We start from the raw sequence: 25,668 nt of genomic DNA on the forward strand, positions 1-25,668 counted from the left end.
AGAATAGGGCATGGGGAAGACTGTGCCCAATACCCGCTACAGTTGGCTTAAATGTTAGCTTTAATAAGTTAGGCAATAGCATACCCTGTGTGTTGCCTAACATTTGGCGGGTGAAATCCCAAGACAATTTTCTCTTTGTGAATTCCTGCTGCTATCAATTCGTAGGTTACACCATCTTCTGTGTCATCCCGTTGCACCCAAATTTTGCCATCAATAATATCAAGATGAACTCAGCAACCGTGAATTCGCTTAACACCATCCCAGCCTAGCGTTATCAACAAATAACTTCAACCTCACATTACGGCGACGAAACAAAGCACGACTGAAATAAAATCCAATGTTGTTTGATTCATCCAAGACACAACAGAACTAGATTACACTCATCATCGGTAAATTAAGGGATTAGGGCATATTGGTGATGGTAAAGGTAGAGGAATGATGCTACACAGTTGTTTAGCAGTAGTACCAATACCTCACAATCCACAAATTTTGGGATTGGCAGGACAAATACCTTGGCTGCGTAGTCAAAAAAAGGATAATGACAACACGTTGGTCGAAGCGCTACCAGAACTATTGAGAACAGATGGTGAAGGGGAGATTTGGGCAGAGATGGTAGAATCCATAGGCACTGCACCAGCGCCACAAACTGGGTCAATTTGGGTAAGTGTCGGGGGGATTAAGGGGAGGGTTAGGGTAGGGTAAAAAAATATTGGACTTACGCATGAGTTATGGAATAACGTAGACACAAAGTGGCTTGCCGCAGGCTACCGCAGAAGCGCAGAGGAGAAATGAGAGTTTGAGAGATATTTTGCGTAAGTCCTAATTTCATAAGACTTTTGACTTTTGACTTCCGCCTTGCGGTATTAACGCCTCAGTGAGTAATGATAATTGGCGGCTTACCTGTAAAATTTTTAACCATGATTACGTGCCATTTGTAATTTTGTAAGTTAAAAATTAAATATTAATTTAGGTGAGCGGATGACAAGTAATAATATTGAGATTGTTTTCAGTTTTGATACAACTGGAAGTATGTATCCTTGCCTTACTCAAGTACGGCGAAAAATCAAAAATACCGTTACCAGACTAATAGACGAAATTCCCTTAATTAAAATTGGAATTATTGCTCATGGTGACTATTGCGATGCAGGTTCAACTTATGTCACCAAAATATTTAATATATCTGGTGATGTTGATGCTATCTGTGATTTTGTGCAAAATGTCGAACCTACTGGTGGCGGAGATGCACCGGAATGTTACGAATTGGTATTACATGAATCGCAATCTTTATCTTGGTCAAAATCAGCAACAAAATCACTGGTTTTGATTGGCGATGATATTCCCCATCCGCCAGCACACAATCCTAAAAAACTGAATTGGCGCAAAGAGTTAGATAAATTAGCTGAGGCAGAAATTACAGTTTACGGAGTTCAAGCACTCAATCGCCCTCATGCCACTCCTTTTTATCAAGAACTTGCAGAAAAGTCTGGCGGTTTTCATATCAACTTAGACCAATTTTCGTATATTAGTGATTTGTTTTTAGCAGTCTGCTACCAACAATCTTCTAACGATCAGCTACAAGCTTATGAACAAGAAGTAATTGACCAAGGACGCATGAGCCGTGGGTTAAATAAAATATTTAACACCATGATGAACCGGGAAGCAACATCCTATTACGAATCGGCTGATTTACGGGCAGTTTCTCCGGGGCGTTTCCAAATTTTAGAGGTTGAACAAGATATTTCAATTAAAGCCTTTGTATTAGAAAATGGTTTAAGTTTTAAAGTTGGGCGGGGTTTCTACGAATTTACAAAAACAGAAACTATCCAGGCTCAAAAAGAAATTATCTTAATGGATCGAGCAACGGGTGATTTATTTGAAGGAGGTGCTGCACGAGAAATGTTAGGTCTACCGATGGATGCAACGATTCGGATTAAACCGAGTAACCTAGAAAAGTATGTTGTGTTTGTCCAAAGTACCTCTGCTAATCGTAAACTAATTGGCAAAACTCGATTTTTATATGAAGTCGAAGACTGGGATCGCTAAATCCCAACGATTATAAGTCAAAAGAGGCAGGGGAGCAGGGGAGAGGATTGAACGGAGCTTGTACTCCGACCAATCAAGAACTTCTTAGAAAGACGGGGCTTGATACCCATGTTCCGCTCCGCTTCACAGCTTCTCTGCGAGACTCTACGCGAACGGGGCAGGGATTGCTTCCCCTGCCCCTCCGCCTCTTCGGTCACGGCTACCCAAACAAAGCCTGCTCATGCAGGCTATTCTATTCGCTAGGTATTTTGTAATAAGTCTAATGACCCAGATTAAGCCAGAAGTAAAACGTACAGAAGAACTGCGCCAATTATTGCAACAAGCCAGTTATGCTTATTACGTTTTAGATGCTCCAATTATGGAGGATGCAGTCTATGACCAGTTATATCGAGAATTGCAACAACTAGAAATTCAGTATCCAGAATTGGCGACTCCCGATAGTCCGACTGTGCGCGTGGGTGAGAGACCAGCAACGCAGTTTACCTCGGTGCGGCATAATATCCCCCTGTACAGTCTAGAGAATGCATTTAATATCAATGAGTTGCAAACCTGGGATCAGCGTTGGCGGCGACAAGTACCGAAAATAGACTCGGTAGAATATGTCTGTGAACTCAAAATTGATGGTTCTGCTTTGGCTCTGACCTATCAAAATGGCATTCTAGTTAGGGGTGCAACTAGGGGTGATGGGGTGACGGGTGAAGATATCACCCAAAATGTGCGGACAATTCGCTCAATTCCCTTACGTTTGAATTTTGAAGGGTTAGAAATTCTAGAAAGGGTGGAAGTACGCGGTGAGGCGTTTTTACCGTTGGAAGTATTTAAACAAATCAACGAGGAAAGACAAAAAGCAGGCGAGCAATTATTTGCCAACCCCCGCAATGCCGCAGCTGGTACACTCAGACAACTAGACTCGCGCATTGTCGCTAAACGGCGATTAGATTTCTTTGGCTATACCTTACACATTCCTGGTAGAGATGACGCCAGTATTGCCAATACCCAATGGGAAGCATTGGAGTTATTAGAAAAGATGGGTTTTCGAGTCAACCCCAACCACAAACTGTGTGCCTCGATCGCAGAAGTGGCAAAATATTATGAATACTGGGATACGGAACGGCTGAATTTACCCTACATGACTGATGGGGTAGTAGTAAAGCTGAATTCTTTTAAACTTCAAGAACAGCTAGGGTTTACCCAGAAATTCCCTCGCTGGGCGATCGCTCTAAAGTACCCAGCCGAAGAAGCACCCACTCGTGTCGAAAATATTGCTGTGAATGTCGGACGAACGGGGGCGTTAACGCCGTTAGCCGAGATGCGCCCAGTGCAACTGGCGGGGACAACAGTTTCTCGCGCTACTTTACATAATAGCGATCGCATTACTCAATTAGATATTCGCATCGGCGATACTGTCATTGTCCGCAAAGCCGGAGAAATCATCCCAGAAGTGCTAAGGGTACTCAAAGAACTCCGTCCCTCTGACACTGAACCTTTCGTTATGCCCACCCATTGCCCAGTTTGTGGTCAACCAGTGGTGCGAGAATCAGGTGAGGCGGTGACTCGGTGCGTCAATGCTTCCTGTGCAGCGATTCTCAAAGGTTCCATTGAACATTGGGTAAGTCGTGATGCTTTAGATATTAAAGGCTTGGGGGAAAAGCTGGTGCATCAACTCGTTGATAAAGGTTTGGTGCATTCTGTTGCCGATTTGTATGAGTTGACAAAAAGCAAATTGTGTGCATTAGAAAGGATGGGGGAAAAGTCGGCTGAGAAATTGGTAGATGCGATCGCTCAATCGAAAAACCAACCTTGGTCAAGGGTATTGTATGGTTTAGGCATCCGGCACGTTGGCAGCGTCAATGCTCAATTGTTGACTCAGAAATATTTCACTGTAGACCAGTTAGCGACAGCAAAGCAATCAGATATTGAAGGAATTTACGGTATTGGTGCTGAAATTGCCCAATCTGTGTACCAGTGGTTTCGGATTGATGCCAACCAAAAGTTGATAGAACGCTTACAAGCAGAAGGGTTGCAATTAGCTGCTACAGAGGAAACAAAAACAATTGGGGATGGTAATCAAAAGTTCGCAGGTAAAACTTTTGTAATTACAGGAACATTACCAACCTTAAAGCGAGATGAAGCCAAGGCTTTGATTCAAAAAGCTGGTGGGAAAGTGACTGAATCAGTGAGTAAAAAAACCGATTATTTGGTAGTAGGCGAAGATGCAGGTTCTAAATTAGAAAAAGCGGTTTCTTTGGGAATTACGCAATTAAGCGAGCCGCAATTATTGGAGATGCTGGAGGATTGATGTATATCTGGCAAATGCGTCAGACTCATTAATTATTAACGTTTATTAAGCTTGGCTTCTGCCTTAATCCTCCCTAACCCTGTTTTTTAGGAGGGAATTAGAGCAAGTATAAAAATAGGATATTCTTATACTACTGTAAATTGATCGATTTATCGTATAATATTTTTCAGCTGCGATCGCTTCCTTTGGTATGTAGTCATTAAGTGCAAGCAACATACCAAAAGAAACGAACGAGTGCGAAGACTGCCCTATAGATCAAACTATGGAGAATTCAGATGAGCAACAAACACATTGAAGTCAAGCAGGTAGCTGGTTTAATCGGTGCCGAAATCAGTGGCGTAGACCTTTCGCGTCCCTTGCACGATGATGCAGTCAAAGAGATTCGTCAAGCACTATTGAAGTGGAAAGTCGTGTTCTTTCGCGGTCAGAACATAGATCATGCTGCACAGATTGCGTTCACCGCTCGTTTTGGCGAAGTTACCTACGCGCATCCCCACGAAGATGAGCCAATTGAAGGCTTCTCAGAAATATTGCCGATTGACCGCAGTCGTTACGAACGGCGCAATGGCCTGCGGCGTTCTAGCTACGAGAGCCGTTGGCATACCGATGTGACAGCAGTTGTCAACCCGCCTGCGGCATCAATTTTGCGTGCGGTTAACGTTCCTAGCTTCGGTGGTGACACCCAGTGGACTAACTTGGTTGCAGCCTACGAGGGTCTATCAGCACCCTTGCGATCGCTAGCAGACGGATTGAAAGCCGAACATCGCTTCAATGCCCGTTTGAACCTGCCCAGCAATAGCAAAATCGCCCAGCGCATTGCAGCCAATCCCCTGGTTTCAATACATCCAGTTGTCAGGGTTCATCCTGAGACAGGCGAACGAGCATTGTACGTGAATCCTGGCTTCACCTCGCACATTCTTGACGTATCACGGCAAGAAAGCGACCTGCTGCTTGAGTTGTTTTTCAACCAGATTACCAAGCCTGCCTACACTACCCGCTTCCGATGGAACAACGGTGACATTGCCTTCTGGGACAATCGCGCCACCTCGCATTTAGCCCCGCAGGATCTGGATCATCTGGAAGTCGAGCGCGTCCTCTATCGCACCACCATAACGGGTGATGTTCCAGTCGGGCCTGATGGTTTCCGATCGCAAGTGGTTGAAGGTGAAGCGTTCAACAGCCAATTACCAACCGTCTTGAAGAACCGATCTGAGAAGCTGGAAGCAGAACCAGTGCTTTCGTAAGCAAGTACTGCGGAATATGTCCGTAGTCCGTTTGAGTGGACTTACGCTATTAGCCAGAGAATTTATTCTCTGGCAAAAAAGTGGCCAGGTGCAAGAATATAAATCTGGATTGTACTGTTATATTTCTTACGAATTTATGTCTAATGGTAGGTTTATTTTCGCCTACCTGTAGTGGTAGATAATTTATCCTAAAAATTGTTAAAAGAAAATTTGGAGTTTTATTAAATAAAATCAATGTCTGAACAAAAGCCCATAAGCCCCTGGAATTATAAACCTTGGTGGTGTCAACCCTGGTCTATAGTTCTCACAGGTGTAACCCTGATTGCTGGTAGCTGGTTACTATTTAAAACTATCTGGCTAACAGTTCTCGTCTCCATTCCTGTAGTGACATGGATGGGGTTTTTTGTGTTGTTTTGGCCACAACTAATGATTCGCAGTGGGATTTTGGAGTCGTATAAGGACTAATTCGAGTATAAACGTCGGAATATTTCCATGTTTCTCGCCTAGTTGTTTGGCAAGGGGCGCAACTACACCGCGCCCTTGCTTTTGACAGTAGCAAATCACTGCAATCCATGAAAAGCTAAACCGAGAGTACCTGCTGGAGCTGAAGAATAAGCGATATCTAGAGAAACACTAGCTTCTATCGTCAGAGGGCCACCAATTAAAGGAGTTGTAGTACTTGTTGCAAAAGCTTTACCTGCTACTAGATTAAAGTCCAAAGGAGATGGGCTAGGATTGCTAGCTGAGTTAATATCAATGTCAATAATCTTTCCGGGGGTTAACTGCAAGGTACTAAAAACTGTATTAGCCTGAGCTTGGGCGTCTTTAGCCGCTTCGCTAAGAACCTGGAGACGTGCCTGCTTTAATGCTTCGTCTGAGGCAGTGAAGCTTATATTCTCTATTAGATTCGCACCTGCTTTGATAGCTTTGTCAATTGCTCCTCCAGCTTGATCCGTTGGTAACTCAAACTGAAGTTTGTTGAGTCCTTCAAAGCCAGTTAGGGTTTGATTACCATCTTTATCATATTTATAGACGGGATTTAGTTGAATAGATGTAGTTTGAAGTTCTTGTGCTCCAAGCTTTTTCAGCACATCAACTACTGCTGTTGAACGTTGAGCAACTTCTTCTTGAACTTCGGTTGCGGTTTTTCCCTGTACTTGAATCCCTAATTGCACCTCAGTTAAAGTACTGGGAACAGTGACCTTTCCTTGACCAGTAACTTCCAATTTCTGAACAGTGTTTGGATTAGTGCTACCAGTAAGGGGATCGATAATCCCAAGAGCCTGCTTAATCGCACCTGTGAGATTATCATTAGTAGCCGAAGCGAGAGTGCCTGCTGAATTTTGAGAATAACCGATATCTAGAGAAACACTAGCTTTTATCGTATCAGGACTACCAATTATAGGAGTTGTGATATCTGCTGCAAAAGACGCCTTATTTAATGATGTTAATCCTTCAACCACCAAAGGAGATGGGGTAGGATTGGCAGTTGAGTTAATATCAATGTCAATAATCTTCCCGGGAGTTAACTGCAAGGTACTAAAAACTGCATTAGCCTGAGCTTGAGCGTCTTTAACTGCTTCGCTAAGAACCTGCAAGCGTGCCTGCTGCAATGCTTTGTCTGAAGGAGTGAAGTTTATATTCTGTATTAGATTCGCACCTGCTTTGATAGCTTTGTCAATTGCTCCTCCAGCTTGATCCGTTGGTAACTCAAACTGAAGTGTGTTAAGTCCTTTAAAGCCGATTAGGGTTTGATTACCATCTTTATCATATTTATAGACGGGATTTAGTTGAATAGATGTAGTTTGAAGTTCTTGCGCCCCAAGCTTTTTCAGCACATCAACTACCTCTGCTGAACGTTGAGCAGTTTCTTCTTGAACTTCGGTTGAGGTTTTTCCCTGTACTTGAATCCCCAATTGCACCTCAGTTAAAGTAGTGGGAACCGTTATCTCTCCTTTACCAGTAACTTCCAATTTTTCAGCAGTGTTTGGATTAGTGTTACTAGTCAGGGGAGGGATGATCACAAGAGCCTGCTCACTCGCAACTGTGAGATTATTTGTGTTAGCCATCTTATTTTCCTTCCTTAAATGATGTTTGAAACCTGTTGATGTTTTAATCTTAGAGGATGTCTAAAAAGTAAGAAAGCTCACTCACCGATATCCTGTCAATAGAAAAAATACTTAAGGATGACAGCGTGACGAGAGCCATGAATCCACCGTACCTAATTAACTTTCATCGCCGCAGTGGGAATTGCTATCAGGACTGATTCCAGTAGCTAGAAAAGACGGTATAAATCGCAGTGTTGACATGTCAAGTAGTGAATGCAATCTTTTAACACCATCTGCGACTTAATATTACTAGGACTTACGCATCAGTAACGAAAAGTCAAAGGTTTGGGCTGGGCATTGATCATTGGGTATTGAGCATGGAAAATTTACCGATGCCCCATTCCCTATGCGCTATACCCAACTCAACGAATAATTGTACTGCGTAAGTCCTGATTACGTAACAAGTTTGTCGAATTTAAGAGGGTCATAATTGTAGCAATTAAGGCACTTTTACCATTTGGTACGCCAAAACCAAGTAAATTATTTTCTATAAATATATTTATCAGTTAGTGGGTTGACAACAAAATGCGTGTGATGCGTAAACGCATTAGCGAAGCGGTAGCGACGTTCGCGTAGCGTCTCGTAGAGAAGGAGCGTCAGCGGCTTGTAGTCAGACATCGCCTGCTAATAAAAACTTTTTATTAGTTGCTTTTTCGAGTTGTCTAAACAGTATTTAACTTAATTGAATTATCAGATTGGAAGGCAAACATCTGGAGATAGGTAGGGCTGATTCATGAAATTTTTGTACGTTTTAAGAAATTAAGCTGAGGATTTTGCAGGATTAAAATTAGACATTATTTCAGTTTTCATAATTCTTGATTTTGTGTAACAATCCACTGCAAATCTAACCATAATTTAGGATAAATCTTCTTAATCTGCGATTTGGGATCGTGTAACAAATTTGTAGCATTCACGCAAACAACTTCTACTAGACCCAGATATTCTGCCACTTCTATCAGTAAATTTTTTTCTGCTACTACAGCAGAAATCAGTCTGTCAGGGCAGTAAATTCTTATATATTTGGCATGAGGGATATACATTCCTTTTGATTTAGAATTTAGCACTTTTATATAGCAGTACTGTAGTAATTTCCATGCTCTTGGGTGAGCTTGCTTGATAATCAGAGTAAATTGTTGGGCTAAGTCTTCTTCGGTAATCATTACTCTCTCCATTATTATTGTGCTAAAAACTGTTATTTCATCTCATTTATACACAGTAAAGGTGACGTAGCATTGCTAATGCTGTCTGCATTTTTACCTGAGTAAAATTAACAATTTTTAGTTGGGGTAAAATTTACCCATGCGGCAGAATTTATTGGTAAGTTTTCTACGGCTTTTGTTACTTTCCTATCAAGGATCAAAGCTGAAACCGATTACTAAAACTGTATCAATCGCTGCTTTAAACCAAATTAATTGGTATAAAGCGAAGTTACTGAAAAAAGAATTAAGCAGCCAGTATTGATTACTTTCATTGGCTTTACGGTAGTCAGTGTTACTTGCTGACTACCTTTCTCTTTTTAGTCCAAAGTCCAGTCCCTATATCAAATCATCTCTGCACAGAAGCGCAGAGATGATCCAAACTGTGCTGCAAAGTTAAGCGATCGCTTTCACTACATGCGATCAATCATGAACCGACATACTCAGCAAATAATTGCAGGATAAATTATTATGTCCGACGACAAAATTAGACAGATTGCTTTCTACGGTAAAGGCGGTATTGGTAAATCTACCACCTCCCAAAATACCCTAGCTGCGATCACTCAAGCAGACGGTGAAAAGAAGCAAGAAGATGCTCAAGGCGAAGGCACTAGAAGCACTTGTACCAATTCACAATGGGCTTCACCCCGCTACGCTAACACAATGGGCAACTCTTGGAGACGCTAAAAGCAAACGCACCGCTACGCTAACGCAATGACGCTCTTACGGACGCTCGTTCCTCTCTACGAGACGCTGCGCGAACGCTACCGCTTCGCTAACGCTAACGCTGCGCTAAAGCAATTAAAAAAATTAGATACAGCAATGCTTTCAAGGTTTGCATCTGTATCATATTTTTCGTGAAATGGTATTGCAAAAGGAAATGTCGAAATCGTTACTGGTAGGAAGAAAAAGTAAGTCCAATAGAGACATCTAAAACCTTTTTATACCGACAATAGGAATTTTGGCCTTGCTGAATCGAGGTATGAACTTGGGTGTAGAGACGTAAAATTTTAATTATCTCCAAGGATTTTCACCACAACGCACAATTGTTTTTATACCGCAATCAGCAACGCCAGAATTCTCAAACAACCTCTTAGCGATTTGCTACCAATTTTTGAGCGATTTTTTGCTTAAATAGACGATAAAAAAACAATGGATTACCTATGACATAACGATCCCAAAGACGAGTAGGTTCAGTAACTAAGCGTGTTAACCACTCGAAGCCATTATTCGTCAGCCACTCAGGGCCACGATATGTAGAGTTAGTATAAAAATCTAGACACGCGCCTAAAGGTAAAAATACACGAGCTTCAATTTTATTGAAGTTATCTAAAATCCACCGCTCCTGTAATGGCATACCAAAACCAATATATAAAATATCAGGTCGGAATTTATTGATTTTTTCTATTATTAAATCATTCTCTTTTCCTGATTTCTCAAAGTAACCATGATGTCCACCTATCCGAAGGTTTGGTGCAATTGATACCAACTTTGTAATTGCTTCATCCACTACGCCAGGTTTTCCAGCTAATAAAAACAAAGAAACATTTTCTTTTTCACATTTTAATGCTAAATCTTCTATATAATCTGGTGCTGTCATGCGATGTACAGAATCCAGTGAATAACCGCTTAAGTTAGCCGCTAACAATACACCAAATCCATCGCAAAATACTAAATCTGCATTATTTAAAAAATCTCGATACCAAGGCTTTTCATAAGCAAAATTCATCGCTCTAATATTAACATTTTCGACAATTGTCTTTTTTGGTTTTTTGACTGATTCTACTAAATAATCGATTAATTCTTGTACTTTCACTTTATGGAATCTTGTATCAAACAACTTAATTTCAGGGAAAGTTTTCGTATTCATTGTTTCCATTGTTATTTCCTCCTTGTCTACTTTACACAAACTTATGGTTAATCAATGATCATCAGAATATGGCTCTTAACCTACGACTGATGCATAAATGTATTTTAAGGATGCAAGATAATTGTTGATATCCAAGTGTTTAACACTTATCCGTGCATTAGCTCCTAGAGATATTCTCAAATTCTTATCTGCAATTAAAGATTGCATTGCCTCTGACAGCTGTTGAATATCACCCGGATTGAGTAATAAACCATTCTGATTTTGAGTAACTACTTCGGGTATTCCTCCTACCTTAGTCGTTATGACAGCTAAACCCCAACTCATTGCTTCTAGTAGTGCCATCGGCAAACCTTCGTTGTAAGAAGGTAAAACAAATACATCAGCTTTAGCTAAAAGCTCGTCGCGTTTTTCTTTGTCTACCCAGTCAAGGATAGTAATGTGGTCAACAAGATTTAGACTTTGAATCAAACTACGAGCTTTTTCTACATCTCCATCACCTGCCATAGTCAACTTTGCTTTACTTTTCTCTTGGGCAGGTATAGAAGCGAATGCGTTAATTAAATCAAATGCACCTTTGCGCTGACCAATGCGACCTAGAAATAAGAAAAATACCTCGTTGGAATCTACATGCTGTGGAATTTGGGCAGGAATTCTTACTGCATTAGGAAGAACAATAACTTGCTCTGGCTTCAAACCAAGATTTTCGATATAAAATTTTTTCCAGCTATCTGATAAAACAATAAAACGGGTACATTTCCTAAAAGACCAACTAAGCCATTGCTTCAGTAATTGAGGAAGCTCAGAGTAAAACAAATGAAAGTCAGCACTATGAGCATGAATAATTAGCGGTTTTTTAAACAGCCAACAAATTACACTAGTGATTGAGTGACGAAAAGCACTACCTCTCTCTGAAACATGGACGTGAATTAAGTCGGATTTTTTATTTAATAAATTCCAAAATAACTCCCCTATTGCCTGCACAAATACCAATACTTTCTGGAGAGCAGAGCCATTGGGTAAAGTAGCTATATGTGTAAATTTAATATCAGAAGTAGCTTCAGTGGCTTCTTCAAGGATGAGCTTTTGCACGGAAACTATTCCACCTTGGCGCTCCAAGCTTTCGCCTAACATAGTAATCTTTATAGGACTCATAACAAAAGAGCTTATTTAGGGTAGATAAATTCATCAAATATTTATGTACGGCACATTGTACTTAAACTATGATTAAGTTATGTATTTGTCAATGATAGTCATTAAGAGTTTTAGTGTAATAAAGATTACCATGCCGCAAAGACCGGGCTAAACGTTGTTTACCCGTGGCGTGTACTTTATTCTTAAAACTGATTGAATTATCCGTTGACAGACCGGAAAAACTAATGAACTTATTTGAGCTTTTAACAGGGCAAGACAATCATCTAGCCCTAGTTACACCGTCTGAGCGATCGCTAACTTATAAGCAATTGCGCGAGAATATTGTTGGACTAGTAGCGCAACTCAACAGCTTTGGATTGAAACGAGGAGAACGTATTGCCATAGCCATGACTAACGGTTCACCAATGGCTATTACCTTTTTAGCTGTTGCCCTGTGTGGCACTGCTGCACCCTTAAATCCTAAATACAAACAAGAAGAATTTGCTTTCTATTACGAAGATATCCAAGCAAAAGCACTGATTACGTTATCTGAGTTGCCAAAAGCAGCGATTGCCGCCGTCACACCCGACATGATGCTGATTAATGCCAAGGTAAATACTGACAGTACACTGAGTTTTGAATTAGTCAAAACAGCCTCAAAACCAGCAGAATCCTCGAATCCCGCAGCTCCCAACGCCGATGATTTAGCGATGATTCTCCACACTAGCGGCACCACCAGCCGTCCCAAACGTGTGCCGATTCGTCATCGCAATCTAATCGCATCAGCCAACAATATTATTACTGCTTACTCACTCACAGCAGCTGACACTACACTTTGCCTAATGCCCCTGTTCCACATTCACGGATTGGTAGGATGTTTGCTGGCAACTCTAGGATCGGGCGGCACATTAATTTGTCCCAATGGTTTTAATGCTTTGGAGTTTTGGAAACTGGTAGATATTTACAAACCTACCTGGTACTCCGCAGCGCCAACCATGCACCAGACAATTTTGGCCCGCGCTAGCCGCAACACAGAAATTGTCAAAGCTAATCGCTTTCGCTTCATTCGCTCTAGTAGCGCTCCCTTGCCTCCAATTATTATTGAACAACTAGAGGCAACTCTGAATGCTCCCGTTGTGGAATCTTACAGCATGACTGAAGCATCTCACTTAATGACTACTAACCCTTTGCCGCCAAAAGTGCGGAAACCGGGTACTGTAGGTTATGGCTTCGGTGTGGAAGTCGGCATTATGGACTCCGAAGGCAACCTATTATCTCAGGGAAGCTTGGGCGAGGTGGTGGTAAAAGCACCGAATGTCATAGATGGTTACGAAAACAACCCGGAAGCTAACGCCACCGCTTTTGTAAACGGTTGGTTCCGCACAGGAGATCAGGGAACACTGGATGCAGACAGTTACCTCCGTTTAACTGGACGCATTAAAGAATTGATTAATCGGGGTGGAGAAAAAATTTCTCCTTTAGAAGTCGATGATGTCTTACTGCGCCATCCTGTCGTCGCCGAAGCCTTAGCCTTTGCCGTTCCCCACAAATCTTTAGGAGAAGATATCCATGCTGCTGTTGTTCTCAAAGGAGAAGTGAGCGAAAAAGAACTTTTAGCTTACTGTTCAACTATGCTGGCAGACTTCAAAGTTCCTAAGCAAATTCACATTTTGGATCAGCTACCTCGTGGTGCTACCGGGAAACTGCAACGATTAGCTATGGCGAAATTGCTTAACATAGGCTGAATCAGCGATACACTAAGGAAAATTCCTTGAGGAAGCTTTGATGGCACGGCCAAATGGGGTTAAAACTGAAATGTCTGCACAGGAATTGCCTACAATTTCAGATGAAGATACAGTGACAATTGAAGATTTACCAGAAGCAGTGGAGGATGTTCAGGATATTGATGACATCTTGAACTCACTTAAAACTTTGCTCAGTAGCTTAGAAAAACTCCAAAAAGTCCGGCAGGAAGTGGGAGACATCAAACCGTTAATCGGGCGGATGCTTGATGGAGAACTGGTTGCTGGTGAAGAACTAGAGCAACTTAAGACAGGTGTGAGCAGTCTTTCTCGCCTTGTTCGGGCTTATAATGACCATCAAATAGCGTTGGCTAAAGCACAATCTGCTAGAAACTTGCTAGATCAAGTCCTTAAAGAGCGTAAAGCTAATTGAAACAAGAAGCGATCGCCTTTTTAAAGAGGCGATCGCCTTTAAGTATGTCTACGGCAGCAAAATAGATCATTAAAGTTAAGTAGGGAGGGTATTGTACTCTACTTAATATTGATATTTTTCTCAATAATTGGTTAATAACCTAAAATAGGTTATACTCAGGAAGGTCTAGTATTACTTGCAAGGTAGGTATCGTAATGAAGACTAATAGAGAGAGTCTACCCTTGGATCAGATTCTCTTAGAGGATAGCTTACAACTGCTTAGGAATCTACCTGATGAATGTGTTGACTTAGTTGTATCCTCTCCACCTTATAATCTAGGCAAAGAATACGAATCAAGGCAGGCTCTTGAGATTTATTTGGCAGAACAAACAGCCGTTCTACTTGAATGTAGCCGGATTCTCAAAAATACAGGTTCGCTATTTTGGCAAGTTGGTGCTTTTTCTGATCGAGGAATGTTGATTCCTTTGGATATTCGTTTTTTTCCGATTTTAGAGTCATGTAGATTGATTCCTCGCAACCGAATTATATGGGCTAGGCAACATGGTCTTCATGCACAGAAAAAGTTTTCTTGTAGACATGAAACTATTCTTTGGTTTACTAAATCTGATAATTATAAATTTAATCTAGATGCTATTAGAGTTCCGCAAAAGTATCAAAATAAGAAACATTATCAAGGAAATCGGAAAGGTGAACTTTCATGTAATCCAGAAGGAAAAAATCCTGGTGATATTTGGCTATTTCGGAATGTTAAACACAATCATGAAGAACAAACTATACATCCATGCCAATTTCCAGAAGACTTGGTAGCTAGAATTATCTTAGCTACAACTAACAAAAATGATATTGTTTTAGATCCATTTATGGGTTCTGGTACTGCGGCAGTGGTTGCGAGAGATCATGAACGCCATTTTATCGGCTCAGAAATTGAGCCAAAATATCATCAAGTTGCGTTGCGTCGTCTCAGTGGCAATCCAGATAAAAATGGTTGTTTTCCAAATTTAAAAACATTGCGCGATTATGTTGAAAAAACTGGTCAATCTATTGATAAATTCCACTTTGATGTGCAAGTGGGAAATAAAGCTTCAGAACGCAGCAAAGCAAAAATTTATCCAGAAGAGTATCACTTGCAAGAAATGGAAGATAGATTGATTTATGAAGAATCTGCTTTTGCAGCTAATCTAAGAGGTGAAGAGATTCCAGTAGATCCAAAGCTTAATGGTAATGGTAAAAAGACCTCTTTGCAAAATAAAATAGTAAAACAGGTAGAAGAAATAGAACAAATTGAATTAAAATTATGGAGTTAATAGATTAATTTTTACAATAAGTTAAATAGGCAGCGACTACGGGCTAAACGTCCAGGAATGATTTGGCATTGGCGATTGATTCTAGTGTTCACAGTTCTAGAATATCTTTTAGATGAATACTCAGTCCAGATGATAGGCACTATTGTATTTTGTTGTTCAAATAATCCAACCAGTCTGATTGGTACATCAAAAACTTGGTATTTAGTCAAAGCTGTTAACTGATTAACAGCTTGCTCGTAATAAAGAGTGCTGTTGGAAGCAGGAAACATTAAAGCCTTTGTCACTAAAATCACTAGATTAGTAGGGTATCCAACAAATTCAGTTTTAGCTTTGAAGAACAATTCTGAGCGCAAGGTGTTATTAAGTAGGAAGGGATAATTAGAAAATTGAATTTCAATGATGATGCCAGCTTTGGCAAAATCAACCTCTGTACCCAAAAATCTGTAAGGTACTGGAATAGGTATATTTGATTTCCAATCATCATGAATAAAGGCAGCTTTAATGTATTCGTTCGTACCTACTGGATCGAATATTGCATTACCCTGAATTCCAGCTTGATCTGAAGCCTTGATGTGCAAAGGCATTCTAGTAAGAATAGTACTAATCTTGTGCCATTCGTTCTGGTATTGGGTATTAATGATTGTATCTGCCGAGTTAAAGTCAACATATTGAATAATGATTATTATGTCTCCTTTTGGTATTTCAACAGTTCTTCAATAAAAGTAAGCGGATCTATTTTAAGGACTTGGGCAACTTGTAAAAATTCAATCACGTCAAGACGACGCTCTCCACGTTCATACTTTGATACATAGGATTGCGGAAGCTCTAGCTTTGCTGACAACTCTGCTTGAGTGAGCTTGGCAGCTTTGCGGGCTTCTATAAGTAGCTGGCGAAACCGATTGTACTCTTCGCTGAAAACTGATTTAGGCATTTTAGCTTGCCTTTTTTCTGGCGATGGTTTATTCGATCTCAATAAGAGTTAGTACATATTACTGAAACTTAGTTAAATTCTAAAACCTAATATAGGATAAACCCAAAATAGGTTTTTAAGTATATCTAAATCTATGCTTTTATTTGAAGGATATTAAATTTTGCAAGATATCTATTTATGATGATGAACGTTGCACCCGCCATTGTAATACTAGGTCAAAATAGCGTGACAGTAGCACGCAAAATAATCACTGTGCTACCAGGGGCGACACTATACGGTTTAGCCGATCGCACATCGGGAGTTGATGTCAGCTTTACTAACTTTGGCGAGACGTTGCGCGAGTTATTTGCCCAAGGAACGCCGCTAATTGGCATTTGTGCCGCCGGCATTTTAATTAGAACGCTAGCGCCCGTAATCTCGGATAAACGACAGGAACCACCAGTGTTAGCTGTAGCTGAAGATGGTAGTGCTATTGTTCCCCTCTTGGGCGGACTTGGTGGGGTAAACGATTTGGCTCGTCGCATTGCTGAAGCCCTTGATGTCAAACCTGCAATTACGACTACTGGCGATTTACGTTTGGGTACAACGTTGTTATCTCCTCCCCCTGGATACCATTTAGCAAACCCAGAGGATGCTAAGAAATTTATCTCAGATTTGCTAGCCGGGGCAAAAGTCAAGTTAGAAGGTACAGCACCTTGGTTAAGAAATAGTAAACTGCCCATAGATTCACAGGGAAATTTGACCATTCAAGTTACGGAACGTTTGGTGGCTCCTACAGCTAACTGCCTTGTCTACCATCCAGCAACGATCGCGATCGCAATTAATGACACCATTGATGATGCAGTAACTTTAGTACAGCAGTTACTAGTTGATGCCAAACTAGAAAAAGCATCAGTCGCCGGGATATTTGCACCTATTACCGCCGCAGCTAATCCCGCAATCCACGCCGTAGCTAGCGCCTTCGGAGTGTCTGCCCGCTTTTTTACTCCAAATCAGCTAGAAAATCTGTTATTACAAGGTTATAGCCCCGCCCAAGCAGTAGCGATCGCAGCTACAGGTACATCTCCCTTATCTTCCTTATCTCCCGACATTGCGATCGCCATTGCCCCTCAACCAATTGACCCCAACACCATTGGTCAGCCACGGGGACGGTTAGCGATTATTGGTACAGGCCCTGGTGGATCGCAATGGATGTCTCCCGAAGTGAAGGAGATACTCAAGTCGGCAACTGACCTAGTGGGTTATAAAACTTATTTAGATTTAGTTGGTTCTCTGGCTGATGGCAAGCAACGGCATGAATCTGACAACCGTGAAGAAGAAGCACGGGCAAAAATGGCCCTTGATTTGGCAGCAACTGGGCGATATGTAGCTGTAGTTTCATCTGGTGATCCTGGTATCTATGCAATGGCAACAGCAGTTTTTGAAGTATGCGATCGCTATGCTAAACCTGAATGGAACACTATCGACATTCATGTAGCACCAGGCATCTCCGCCATGCAGGCAGCAGCCGCCGCCATTGGTGCGCCCCTTGGACATGACTTTTGTGCTATTTCTCTGTCTGATATCTTGAAGCCTTGGTCTGCGATCAAACAACGAATTGCTGCTGCTGCTGAAGCTGATTTTGTAATTGCTTTCTACAATCCTGTTTCTAAAGAGCGTACTTGGCAACTGGCAGAAGCGAGAAATATTTTGCTGCGACATAGAACACCAGATACCCCAGTAGTGTTAGCTCGGAATCTTGGTAGGCCAGGACAAACAGTGAAAGCGATCGCACTTGACCAGTTAGAACCAGCAAGCGCTGATATGCGGACAATTATTCTTGTTGGTTCCACAAAAACCCGAACCATCAAGCGCAACGATGGCAGTATCTGGGTTTATACGCCGCGTCGCTATACCGAATAGTAGGCATGATCATTGCACCTACTTAACCTAATACAAAACCATCAACAGATAGAGAAAAAGTGGGGATAATGATAAGTTGAAAGGATAGAAAACAGACAACAACTCATTGTGAATAATTCAGTATTAATTGCCCTTTCCCTATTAACGTGTATAATCCTGTCGCCAGTTAGCAAAGCTGATACTGTCCAAAGTTCAATCAATCATGCCATCAAAATGTCTTCATTCAACCTCAGTTCCCAAAAATGGAAAAATCGTGTGCTACTAGTCTTTGCACCGTCTGTTGATAACCCTATCTATCAGCAGCAAATGCAACTATTACAAAAGTATAATAACGGTTTTGCAGATCGGGATTTAGTTCTCGTTCAGGTTTTGGCAACAAATGAAAGCTATGCCAACAAACAGCCAATAGATGAGTCTTCTGCTGCCAAGTTGCGCGAGTCCTTTGGGGTTGACAAAGAAAATTTCCGTGTGATTTTGGTAGGCAAAGATGGTGGTGTTAAGCGCAGTGATGCTACAGTAGTGCAGGCGACAGCAATTTTTAAAGAAATTGACGCTATGCCCATGCGTCAGCAAGAAATGCAACAGCGACGCAGAAAGTAGCTAGAATTGCTCATACAACTAGCAATATTCCTGATAGATGTTTACTTGCGCTGTAAAATTTAATCGGATAATCTGAGCGATCGCAATTGTTTTTTAAGAAAATCAATGAACAAATTCCTACTGAGTTTGCTTTCTTCTCCTGTGCTGATTAGCTCTATTCTCTCTATGGGAGTAATGCTCAATCACGCACAAGCTATGGAGCCAGAACCAGCAACTAAAACTACAGACCGTCTATCTTGTATACGCAATAAACATAAAGTGGGTTTAGTATGTGCAAGGGCTTCCGTATTAGCTCAAATTCCTAACTATCAGCGTGAAATAGAATTTTCTCAAGAAGATGCTCCTATGCTGGAGTTCAATGATGAAGAAAGCAATGTGGCAATCAACTTATTTGGCTGCGATTGTCCTGCTTGTATAAATTCTTTACGTCAGATGCGCGGCGCGACACCCTTGGTATATTAAGATTTTACGAATTTACCTCTGTTTATAATCCAATATGGTTCAGTTAACGCTAAAACGTTTTAACGAACCACAGAGACGCAGAGAACACAGAGAGAAGGAAGAAATGCTTAATTGAACTGTATTGGTTTATAACTCACATTCCGCAAACTTTTGTGAGGGCATAACAATATTGTGCCCTCACTGTATGTTGTATTAAAAATAATTACGCTGATTTTTCCACTCGCAAACCAAAGTAGGTCAAAACAAGCTCAGTTAAGCCACTATTGACAACTTCGTGTACTTCTCCCGGTTCTATCGCCACGCAGTTCCCTGGAAGCAGAGGGTATTCTGTACCATCAATGTGAATTACTCCTGAACCTGCTTCTACAAAGAATACTTCGCACATATCTTGATGTGCGTGTGCTGGTGCGGTTTGTCCGGGAGCAAAACGTGCTTGAGAAAAGTTAGTTAAGTGAGGCAAATCGCCGAAGCGTAGCATCACCTTTTTCTTGATTTCGGCATTGTGAGAAACAGATTCTTCTGGTAGGTTTTTCAAAGAAGTGGTAATCATTAAGGTCTTAAATCGTTAGATAATTCCACAATACCCCTAGAGCCATCAATCCTTACCCGTTGACCATCTTGCAATAGCCATGTAGCACCTCGAACATCCATGACGGCGGGAATTCCGTACTCACGAGCAACGATCGCACCGTGAGAAAGCCGTCCACCAGCTTCGGCAATTAATCCTCCAGCCCTTAATAATAACGGGGCCCAGCCGGAATCTGTGTAAGGTACTACCAGAATCGTATCTAGATCAATTTCTGGCACATCTTGTAAATTTCGTAACACCTTTACCCTACCTTCAGCCTGTCCCTGGCTGGCTCCAATCCCTTGTAAAATTTGGTCAGAGTAGAGTTTAGAGGGAGCTAAGGGGTGAGGGGGTGTATTACCGTAAACTAAAAGGGGTATTTGAATGATCTCACCATCTTGGACGAATTGCGATCGCCTCGATTCCACTAACTCATCTAACTCCTCAATTAACCTAGAATCGTCACCCGTAATTAAACGCCGCACTTCATCAAATTCTAGAAAAAAGATATCTCCTGTTTTCTTGAGTAAGCCGGACTTTAACCAAATCTTCTCTAAAGCGACAAAACTCCAACGCAATTCAGCCAAAAGCCGTGAATAAACTTCGGTAACTCGTCCCTTGATATCCACACGCCGTTGCACAAATCCACGTTTGCGCTTACCAGCAAAAATGCTATTAATCGCGTCTTTAGCGCCTGATTGCGGTTCGTTACCCTGCATTAACTGCACAAACATCTGCTTAATCATCTGGGGATTTTCCCGCCAAGTAGGAACGGAAATATCTGTTCCCACTTCACTTAAATAGCCGTAATCCTGAAGTAATTCATCAAATTCTCGCAGGATCTTTTCTCCCTCTGGGGTTTGCTTTAATTGCTCAAATACTCGCTGTGGTTCAAATTCAAGCAATACTTGTTTAGCATCTGTTGCTATTGCACTGAGCGATCGCAATGCCGCTACCTCTGGAGTAACGCTATTATCAATTTGCCCATCCTTCACCCGAAAAATCGCTTGCCGCACAGCAGCACTTAAGGGAGCTAAAATACTGTAATATGTCCCATGACGTAGCAACTCTAAAATAAAGTCAATTCTGATTAGCAGCTTGGCTGGTTCCAAGTTACTTATATCTTCTTGTGCCAACTGCGACAAACCAGGAATGAAGCGTTTGTGATAATCCTGCTTGAAGTCTTTTTCTAAACTTAATTCCCGCCTCAGCAACTTCCCTAGTCCTGGTAAATTCTCCCAGGTTGACTGCAAGGACGGTTTACTTAATTTAGCTCCTCTGGTTAAAAATTCTAAACTTTCCGGCGGCAATCCCATACGGAGAAAAATATCTCCTAAGAGGGATGCATTAAAGTAAGCTCTAGAATAATGCAGAGTTGCTGTTTCAGTAAAATCTAACCCTAAAGCGCGTTCGCCCAAAACTAGAGTAAAAAATTCTCCCCAAACTCCACAAGTTAAGGGACGATTAATCGACCATGTTAAGGGATGAATTACTCCGGGAATCACTTCGGCGGCAATTTTGCGTGTCCAGATTGGCAGTAGAGTAGTGATTGGTCGAGATTGCAACACCCAGAGTGTTTGACCGTCGTAACTCCATTCGATATCTTGAGGAGTGCCATGATAGCGTTTTTCGAGTCGATAAGATAAGTATGCAACTTGCTTGATTAATGCTTGAGGGACTCTTCCTTCACCCTCTAATTGCACAGAGGAAGAATTTTCTGTTTCAATGACAAAAGCGCGATATTGTTCTGGTGTGACTTTTCCCGAAACGACTTGTGTCGGGCTGCCTGGAAGGGCTTCAATGATAATTGCATCAGCTTGCCCAGTTATGGGATCGCGGCTGAAAGCTACGCCAGAATATGCACTTTGGACTTGTTGTTGAATCAACACAGCCATTGCTGTATCATTTAAGCCGCGATCGCGCCGATATTGCACAGCAGACGGATGATTGTAAGAAGCTTGAACTTGAGCGATCGCTGATTGTAATGCCTCTTGGCTAGTAACATCTAAAATTGTTTTATACTGCCCAGCCGCAGAAGCGTGTTCTGAGTCTTCTCCAATGGCAGAAGAACGCACCACCAAGGGAGATAATTCTGATGGCTGGAGGAATTCTGTCAACATTTGGGGATCGTCGATTGGGGCGAGTACCCAGCCTTTCGGGACTGGATAACCCCAGCGCTTAATTTGAGATAATGTAGCCGCCTTTTCTCCAACAATAGCAGCATCCAACTCTTCATCTAAAGAAACTATCGCGCGCTCACCGCGCAAAAATTCCAACATTCCTTGCGATTCAGTTTGTGCCTCTTGGGCTGGCAGATTCATATCATCAGGAATTTTAGTATAAATCCAGCCCATTAAACCAGCTAAAGCAACAGCAGCAAGTATTCTGGGATAATCGCCAAGGTGCAGAATCATCACAAACAGAGGAAAGAGAAGTAAAACCCCAAATTTTACTACCTTTCTCGATTGCAGAATTGTAAAGCTAATACCTGCAAAGAAGAATACAAATATTGCAACCAGTGGATCATGTACTACAAATCCCCAGACGACATTTGTCGTACCTGCCCCTCTGCCTATCCAGTATCTACCTATTACCAGAGCAATCAGGGCGATCAATTCCCAAAACGATCCCTCTGGGAAGAAAACGCGGGTGAGTAAGACTGCTGCAACTCCTTTCAAAGCTTCTGACAAGACTGCCAGAATTCCGACAAACCTACCGCCATGATAAAAGGCAGCTGATACACTAATGTTTCTTGTACCAACTTGTGATAATTGCTTGCCCGTAAGCGCGTAAGTGATCCATGCAATCAGGGGTAATCCGCCCAAGAGGGGGCAGACAATTAAAATAACTAAGACACCCCAAGGTTCAAACATTCGTGATTTTGGACTTTAGATTTAAATTTTCCATCTAAAACCTTAAATCTAAAATCTAAAGTTTTTCTAAAATTTTTGATGATGATAATTAGGGCGTTTTTATCAAAAAGAATTCAGGAGTCAGGAGTCAGAATTCAGAAGGGATTGGGCATGAACACAGGGGTTTCAAACGATCCAAATCTTAGATTTAGAGGTCTACAACTAGGTAGTGGTTTAAATACCCAAAGGAAAAGCATTCTAAATTCTGGATTCTGGATTCTGGATTCTTCTTCATTTACTAGTTGCTGAATGGACACTTGGCTACGACGGCAACCGTTTAAGACAAGTGTCCTTCTAAGCTACTAATGGTTTTAGTTTAGCGCATAGGCCGCTTGCAGCGCCCAGATTATGAGAGCAGCGATCGATCCCAGAAGCAACACGGTAGAGATAGTGACTACTTTTGGGGAATCTGCACCCTCAAACTTCATAATTCCGCGATTTAAGTCGGACATAGCTTTGTAATCCTCTTTTGTTGGAGCATGAAACATTTGTCCGTTTTGATTGTAGTCCTTCTTTTTGCGGATGATGTTAAATTCCTTATATTATTTTGTTTCAGCTTGGCAATTTTTCCATCGCCAAAATTGCTTACTTCTTTAGAGATATTTAGTCTGATTTATACAAATGTGGCGGATGAGGGAGCAGGGGGGATGAGGGGACAAGGGGACAAGGGGACAAGGGGACAAGGGGACAAGGGGACAAAAGTTTAGAACTTCCAACAAGTCTTTCCCCTTGTCCCCAATTCCTCTTTCCCAATGCCCAATTAATATCCTGCTTGCTTGTCTACGACGTTCCGCAAGGGCTGACCGGTTTGGTAGCGTTGGAGATTGTCAATAAATAGTTGTGCTATTCGCTCTCTGAGGCGTGGCGAAAGGGCTGAACAATGGGGGGTGATAAAGGCGTTTGGCAATGACCACAAGGGACTTTCCGGTGGCAGGGGTTCTGTAGCTACTGTATCTAATCCAGCACCCGCAATCCATCCCTCACGTAGTGCGGTGATTAATACGGCTTCATCTACGATCGCACCACGAGCAATGTTAATTAAGTAAGCAGACTGACGCATGGAGCTTAATGCAGCTTCATCGATCAAGCCTTTCGTTTCTGGAGTTAATGGTGTAGCAATAACTACATAATCTGCTGCTGGTAGGAGCGATCGCCACTCATCGACACCCACAATCTTGTCAAAATTCGGTAGGGGTTCGGGATGGCGGCGACTACCCCAAACTGTGACTCCAAAAGCTTTGGCACGAGATGCGATCGCTTTACCTATGTTCCCTGTACCGAGAATTAATAAATTCGCGTCTGCCAACTCTTCGAGAGATATTCCTCTTACCCAAGTGTGTTCATCCTGCAAAGTTTGCAATTTCCGCAGATTCTTGGCGTGATGGAGCATAAATGCTAGTACGAATTCCGAAATTGGAATCGCATGAACCCCTGCGCCATTAGTCAGGATAATATCCTTTTGCAAAAAATTTGGTGTGAGGATGTGATTCACACCAGCACTCGGTGACTGTTGCCAACGCAGCCTGGGTGCTGCTGCCAGTACTTTGTCATGGGTAGAGGTTTTCAGGTAAAATCCGTTAACATAAACTTCTGCATCACTAGCATCACCATCAAGATTACCTTCACTATCTACTTCCACAACATCTATATCAGATGGTAGGTGTGGCTCAATATCAGCAATGAGATGATCGGGTAAAATTAGTTTCACTATTTGCTATTCCCTCATTTCATTTTGGATTTTTAATTTTGGATTTTTGATTGTGCAACCCAATCGGCAACACCTCTTAATTTTTGATTTTTAATTTTTAATTGTTTAGTATCCTGCTTCTTTGTCTACTACATTTCGTAACGGTTGACCAGCTTGATAACGCTTTAGATTGTCGATAAATAGTGCTATTGAACGCTGTTTACTTTTTGGTGAATGGCCGGAAGTATGAGGTGTGATAAAGATGTTAGGAAGTGACCACAAAGGACTTTCTGGGGGTAGTGGTTCTGAATTAACTGTGTCTAATGCTGCACCTGCAATCCAACCTTCTGTAAGTGCTTTTATTAATGCTGATTCATCAACTACGCCACCGCGAGCAATATTAATTAGATAGGCATGTTTTGGGAGCGATCGCAATACAGATTCATCAATAAATTCTTTGGTTTCTGGAGTTAGTGGTGTTGCAATAACTACATAATCAACCCCTGGCAGGAGCGATAGCCATTCATCAGCACCCACTACTTTATCAAAATTTGCTAGCTCTTGGGGATGACGACGACTGCCAATAATTCTTAAGCCGAAGGGTTTAGCACGGGCGGCAATTTCTTGACCAATACCACCAGCGCCAATAATTAGCAAGGTAGCATCTGTCAACTCTTGGATGGCAAAGCCTCTTTTCCAGTGACGTTCTGCTTGTAAAGCATATAATTCCTGTAGATGCTTGGCATGAGCCAATATATAAGTGATCACAAATTCTGCGATCGGAATTCCATGCACTCCGGCCCCATTTGTGAGGATGATATCTCTTTTCAAATAAGTTGGTGTCAAGATGTGATTCACGCCTGCATTTGGTGCATGATGCCAACGTAGTGCAGGTGCTGCTTCTAGTATTTTATGCAGTGTCGGACTTCTGGATAAAAACCAACTGAAATAAACTTCAGCATCGCTAGCATCCCCATCTAAATTTCCTTCAACATCTACCCTGACAACCTCTGTATCAGGTGGTAGATGAGGCTCAATGTCGGCAACGAGATCGAGCGGTAAGATCAGTTTCATGGTAGATAACCTCTTTCCTATTTACAGGACTATCTCTAGAAATTGCTTCTGTTTAACTAATCAATTAAGTATTATTTACTACTAGTACAATTTTTTCTAATTATTAATAGTCATGGAATTTTGGATTTTAGATTGTTCCAAAGGATGAATCTACAAAAAATA

General features: G+C 41.7%; 22 protein-coding genes and 2 pseudogenes. 12 read left to right on the top strand and 12 right to left on the bottom strand.

Annotated features, from left to right (window positions below):
- Positions 1-68 precede the first annotated feature (68 nt).
- A pseudogene (locus RMZ43_RS01205) lies at positions 69-287 on the bottom strand (XisI protein); the annotation flags it as partial.
- Positions 288-435: 148 nt separating this feature from the next.
- On the opposite strand from RMZ43_RS01205, the gene RMZ43_RS01210 reads away from it, so the two are divergent.
- From RMZ43_RS01210 to RMZ43_RS01230, 5 genes are all read left to right on the top strand, one after another.
- The gene (locus RMZ43_RS01210) at positions 436-702 is read left to right on the top strand and encodes a hypothetical protein (protein WP_322645788.1); all 267 of its coding nucleotides are present in this window, start codon (positions 436-438) and stop codon (positions 700-702) included.
- Between the two features lie 276 nt (positions 703-978).
- Positions 979-2,043 (top strand): vWA domain-containing protein, encoded by a 1,065-nt coding sequence (locus tag RMZ43_RS01215; protein ID WP_322645789.1) that lies wholly within the window; start codon positions 979-981, stop codon positions 2,041-2,043.
- Positions 2,044-2,305: 262 nt separating this feature from the next.
- Positions 2,306-4,342 carry an NAD-dependent DNA ligase LigA gene (gene ligA, locus RMZ43_RS01220; protein ID WP_322654128.1) on the top strand — a complete coding sequence of 679 codons (2,037 nt, stop codon included), beginning with the start codon at positions 2,306-2,308 and terminating at the stop codon, positions 4,340-4,342.
- A gap of 275 nt (positions 4,343-4,617) precedes the next feature.
- Positions 4,618-5,586 carry a TauD/TfdA dioxygenase family protein gene (locus RMZ43_RS01225; protein WP_322654129.1) on the top strand — a complete coding sequence of 323 codons (969 nt, stop codon included), beginning with the start codon at positions 4,618-4,620 and terminating at the stop codon, positions 5,584-5,586.
- A 234-nt stretch (positions 5,587-5,820) separates the two neighbouring features.
- Positions 5,821-6,051 carry a DUF6737 family protein gene (locus RMZ43_RS01230; RefSeq protein WP_322645793.1) on the top strand — a complete coding sequence of 77 codons (231 nt, stop codon included), beginning with the start codon at positions 5,821-5,823 and terminating at the stop codon, positions 6,049-6,051.
- A 95-nt stretch (positions 6,052-6,146) separates the two neighbouring features.
- On the opposite strand, the gene RMZ43_RS01235 is transcribed toward RMZ43_RS01230, so the two are convergent.
- Positions 6,147-7,655: an SIMPL domain-containing protein gene (locus RMZ43_RS01235; RefSeq protein WP_322654130.1), complete on the bottom strand. Its 1,509-nt coding sequence runs from the start codon at positions 7,653-7,655 to the stop codon at positions 6,147-6,149.
- Between the two features lie 845 nt (positions 7,656-8,500).
- The gene (locus tag RMZ43_RS01240) at positions 8,501-8,854 is read right to left on the bottom strand and encodes a hypothetical protein (protein ID WP_322645795.1); all 354 of its coding nucleotides are present in this window, start codon (positions 8,852-8,854) and stop codon (positions 8,501-8,503) included.
- 507 nt (positions 8,855-9,361) lie between these two features.
- Between RMZ43_RS01240 and nifH the strand changes: the two are divergent.
- Positions 9,362-9,457: pseudogene (gene nifH, locus RMZ43_RS01245) on the top strand (nitrogenase reductase); the annotation flags it as partial.
- Between the two features lie 526 nt (positions 9,458-9,983).
- Here the strand turns inward: nifH and RMZ43_RS01250 are convergent.
- Complete coding sequence (locus RMZ43_RS01250; protein ID WP_322645796.1) at positions 9,984-10,769, bottom strand: WecB/TagA/CpsF family glycosyltransferase; 786 nt, start codon at positions 10,767-10,769, stop codon at positions 9,984-9,986.
- 66 nt (positions 10,770-10,835) lie between these two features.
- Entirely contained in the window at positions 10,836-11,912 is a 1,077-nt protein-coding gene (locus RMZ43_RS01255; RefSeq protein ID WP_322645797.1) for a glycosyltransferase family 4 protein, read from the bottom strand.
- Between the two features lie 224 nt (positions 11,913-12,136).
- On the opposite strand from RMZ43_RS01255, the gene RMZ43_RS01260 reads away from it, so the two are divergent.
- The 3 genes from RMZ43_RS01260 to RMZ43_RS01270 all read left to right on the top strand — a co-directional run bounded on the left by RMZ43_RS01260 (position 12,137) and on the right by RMZ43_RS01270 (position 15,370).
- Positions 12,137-13,636: an acyl--CoA ligase gene (locus RMZ43_RS01260; RefSeq protein ID WP_322645798.1), complete on the top strand. Its 1,500-nt coding sequence runs from the start codon at positions 12,137-12,139 to the stop codon at positions 13,634-13,636.
- Between the two features lie 40 nt (positions 13,637-13,676).
- The gene (locus RMZ43_RS01265; protein WP_322645799.1) at positions 13,677-14,066 is read left to right on the top strand and encodes a hypothetical protein; all 390 of its coding nucleotides are present in this window, start codon (positions 13,677-13,679) and stop codon (positions 14,064-14,066) included.
- A 221-nt stretch (positions 14,067-14,287) separates the two neighbouring features.
- Positions 14,288-15,370, top strand: coding sequence for a DNA-methyltransferase (locus RMZ43_RS01270; RefSeq protein ID WP_428850690.1), 1,083 nt, complete (start codon positions 14,288-14,290; stop codon positions 15,368-15,370).
- Positions 15,371-15,381: 11 nt separating this feature from the next.
- Here RMZ43_RS01270 and RMZ43_RS01275 read toward each other — a convergent pair whose 3' ends face one another.
- Positions 15,382-15,954 (bottom strand): restriction endonuclease, encoded by a 573-nt coding sequence (locus tag RMZ43_RS01275; protein ID WP_322654132.1) that lies wholly within the window; start codon positions 15,952-15,954, stop codon positions 15,382-15,384.
- A 98-nt stretch (positions 15,955-16,052) separates the two neighbouring features.
- Positions 16,053-16,301 (bottom strand): helix-turn-helix domain-containing protein, encoded by a 249-nt coding sequence (locus RMZ43_RS01280; protein ID WP_322654133.1) that lies wholly within the window; start codon positions 16,299-16,301, stop codon positions 16,053-16,055.
- A gap of 180 nt (positions 16,302-16,481) precedes the next feature.
- Here RMZ43_RS01280 and cobJ point away from each other — a divergent pair, with 180 nt between their 5' ends.
- The 3 genes from cobJ to RMZ43_RS01295 all read left to right on the top strand — a co-directional run bounded on the left by cobJ (position 16,482) and on the right by RMZ43_RS01295 (position 19,265).
- Complete coding sequence (gene cobJ / locus RMZ43_RS01285; RefSeq protein WP_416212447.1) at positions 16,482-18,203, top strand: precorrin-3B C(17)-methyltransferase; 1,722 nt, start codon at positions 16,482-16,484, stop codon at positions 18,201-18,203.
- Positions 18,204-18,311: 108 nt separating this feature from the next.
- Complete coding sequence (locus RMZ43_RS01290; RefSeq protein ID WP_322645804.1) at positions 18,312-18,803, top strand: DUF4174 domain-containing protein; 492 nt, start codon at positions 18,312-18,314, stop codon at positions 18,801-18,803.
- A gap of 105 nt (positions 18,804-18,908) precedes the next feature.
- On the top strand, positions 18,909-19,265 hold the full coding sequence (locus tag RMZ43_RS01295) for a hypothetical protein (protein ID WP_322654135.1): 357 nt from the start codon (positions 18,909-18,911) through the stop codon (positions 19,263-19,265).
- Between the two features lie 202 nt (positions 19,266-19,467).
- On the opposite strand, the gene RMZ43_RS01300 is transcribed toward RMZ43_RS01295, so the two are convergent.
- From RMZ43_RS01300 to RMZ43_RS01320, 5 genes are all read right to left on the bottom strand, one after another.
- Entirely contained in the window at positions 19,468-19,815 is a 348-nt protein-coding gene (locus tag RMZ43_RS01300; RefSeq protein WP_322645806.1) for a cupin domain-containing protein, read from the bottom strand.
- On the bottom strand, positions 19,815-22,706 hold the full coding sequence (locus tag RMZ43_RS01305; protein ID WP_322654136.1) for a glycerol-3-phosphate acyltransferase: 2,892 nt from the start codon (positions 22,704-22,706) through the stop codon (positions 19,815-19,817). Before RMZ43_RS01305 ends, RMZ43_RS01300 begins: the two co-directional genes overlap by 1 nt.
- A 350-nt stretch (positions 22,707-23,056) precedes the next feature.
- Positions 23,057-23,233: a hypothetical protein gene (locus RMZ43_RS01310; protein ID WP_181374256.1), complete on the bottom strand. Its 177-nt coding sequence runs from the start codon at positions 23,231-23,233 to the stop codon at positions 23,057-23,059.
- 272 nt (positions 23,234-23,505) lie between these two features.
- Positions 23,506-24,456 carry a D-2-hydroxyacid dehydrogenase gene (locus RMZ43_RS01315; RefSeq protein ID WP_322654164.1) on the bottom strand — a complete coding sequence of 317 codons (951 nt, stop codon included), beginning with the start codon at positions 24,454-24,456 and terminating at the stop codon, positions 23,506-23,508.
- Between the two features lie 102 nt (positions 24,457-24,558).
- Positions 24,559-25,506, bottom strand: a complete 948-nt coding sequence (locus RMZ43_RS01320; RefSeq protein WP_322654137.1) for a D-2-hydroxyacid dehydrogenase — start codon at positions 25,504-25,506, stop codon at positions 24,559-24,561.
- Between the last annotated feature and the right edge of the window lie 162 nt (positions 25,507-25,668).

This window comes from Nostoc sp. CmiVER01 (genome assembly GCF_034531135.2).
Classification (GTDB): Bacteria; Cyanobacteriota; Cyanobacteriia; order Cyanobacteriales; family Nostocaceae; genus Nostoc.

Coding starts and splice junctions, on each gene's coding strand:
- RMZ43_RS01225 (WP_322654129.1), top strand. CDS start 4,618: ATGAGCAACAAACACATTGAAGTCAAGCAGGTAGCTGGTTTAATCGGT.
- RMZ43_RS01295 (WP_322654135.1), top strand. CDS start 18,909: ATGAACAAATTCCTACTGAGTTTGCTTTCTTCTCCTGTGCTGATTAGC.
- RMZ43_RS01235 (WP_322654130.1), bottom strand. CDS start 7,655: ATGGCTAACACAAATAATCTCACAGTTGCGAGTGAGCAGGCTCTTGTG.
- RMZ43_RS01215 (WP_322645789.1), top strand. CDS start 979: ATGACAAGTAATAATATTGAGATTGTTTTCAGTTTTGATACAACTGGA.
- RMZ43_RS01280 (WP_322654133.1), bottom strand. CDS start 16,301: ATGCCTAAATCAGTTTTCAGCGAAGAGTACAATCGGTTTCGCCAGCTA.
- RMZ43_RS01210 (WP_322645788.1), top strand. CDS start 436: ATGATGCTACACAGTTGTTTAGCAGTAGTACCAATACCTCACAATCCA.
- RMZ43_RS01275 (WP_322654132.1), bottom strand. CDS start 15,954: ATGCCTTTGCACATCAAGGCTTCAGATCAAGCTGGAATTCAGGGTAAT.
- RMZ43_RS01310 (WP_181374256.1), bottom strand. CDS start 23,233: ATGTTTCATGCTCCAACAAAAGAGGATTACAAAGCTATGTCCGACTTA.
- RMZ43_RS01300 (WP_322645806.1), bottom strand. CDS start 19,815: ATGATTACCACTTCTTTGAAAAACCTACCAGAAGAATCTGTTTCTCAC.
- RMZ43_RS01230 (WP_322645793.1), top strand. CDS start 5,821: ATGTCTGAACAAAAGCCCATAAGCCCCTGGAATTATAAACCTTGGTGG.
- cobJ (WP_416212447.1), top strand. CDS start 16,482: ATGATGAACGTTGCACCCGCCATTGTAATACTAGGTCAAAATAGCGTG.
- RMZ43_RS01250 (WP_322645796.1), bottom strand. CDS start 10,769: ATGGAAACAATGAATACGAAAACTTTCCCTGAAATTAAGTTGTTTGAT.
- RMZ43_RS01265 (WP_322645799.1), top strand. CDS start 13,677: ATGGCACGGCCAAATGGGGTTAAAACTGAAATGTCTGCACAGGAATTG.
- RMZ43_RS01305 (WP_322654136.1), bottom strand. CDS start 22,706: ATGTTTGAACCTTGGGGTGTCTTAGTTATTTTAATTGTCTGCCCCCTC.
- RMZ43_RS01240 (WP_322645795.1), bottom strand. CDS start 8,854: ATGATTACCGAAGAAGACTTAGCCCAACAATTTACTCTGATTATCAAG.
- ligA (WP_322654128.1), top strand. CDS start 2,306: ATGACCCAGATTAAGCCAGAAGTAAAACGTACAGAAGAACTGCGCCAA.
- RMZ43_RS01320 (WP_322654137.1), bottom strand. CDS start 25,506: ATGAAACTGATCTTACCGCTCGATCTCGTTGCCGACATTGAGCCTCAT.
- RMZ43_RS01255 (WP_322645797.1), bottom strand. CDS start 11,912: ATGAGTCCTATAAAGATTACTATGTTAGGCGAAAGCTTGGAGCGCCAA.
- RMZ43_RS01260 (WP_322645798.1), top strand. CDS start 12,137: ATGAACTTATTTGAGCTTTTAACAGGGCAAGACAATCATCTAGCCCTA.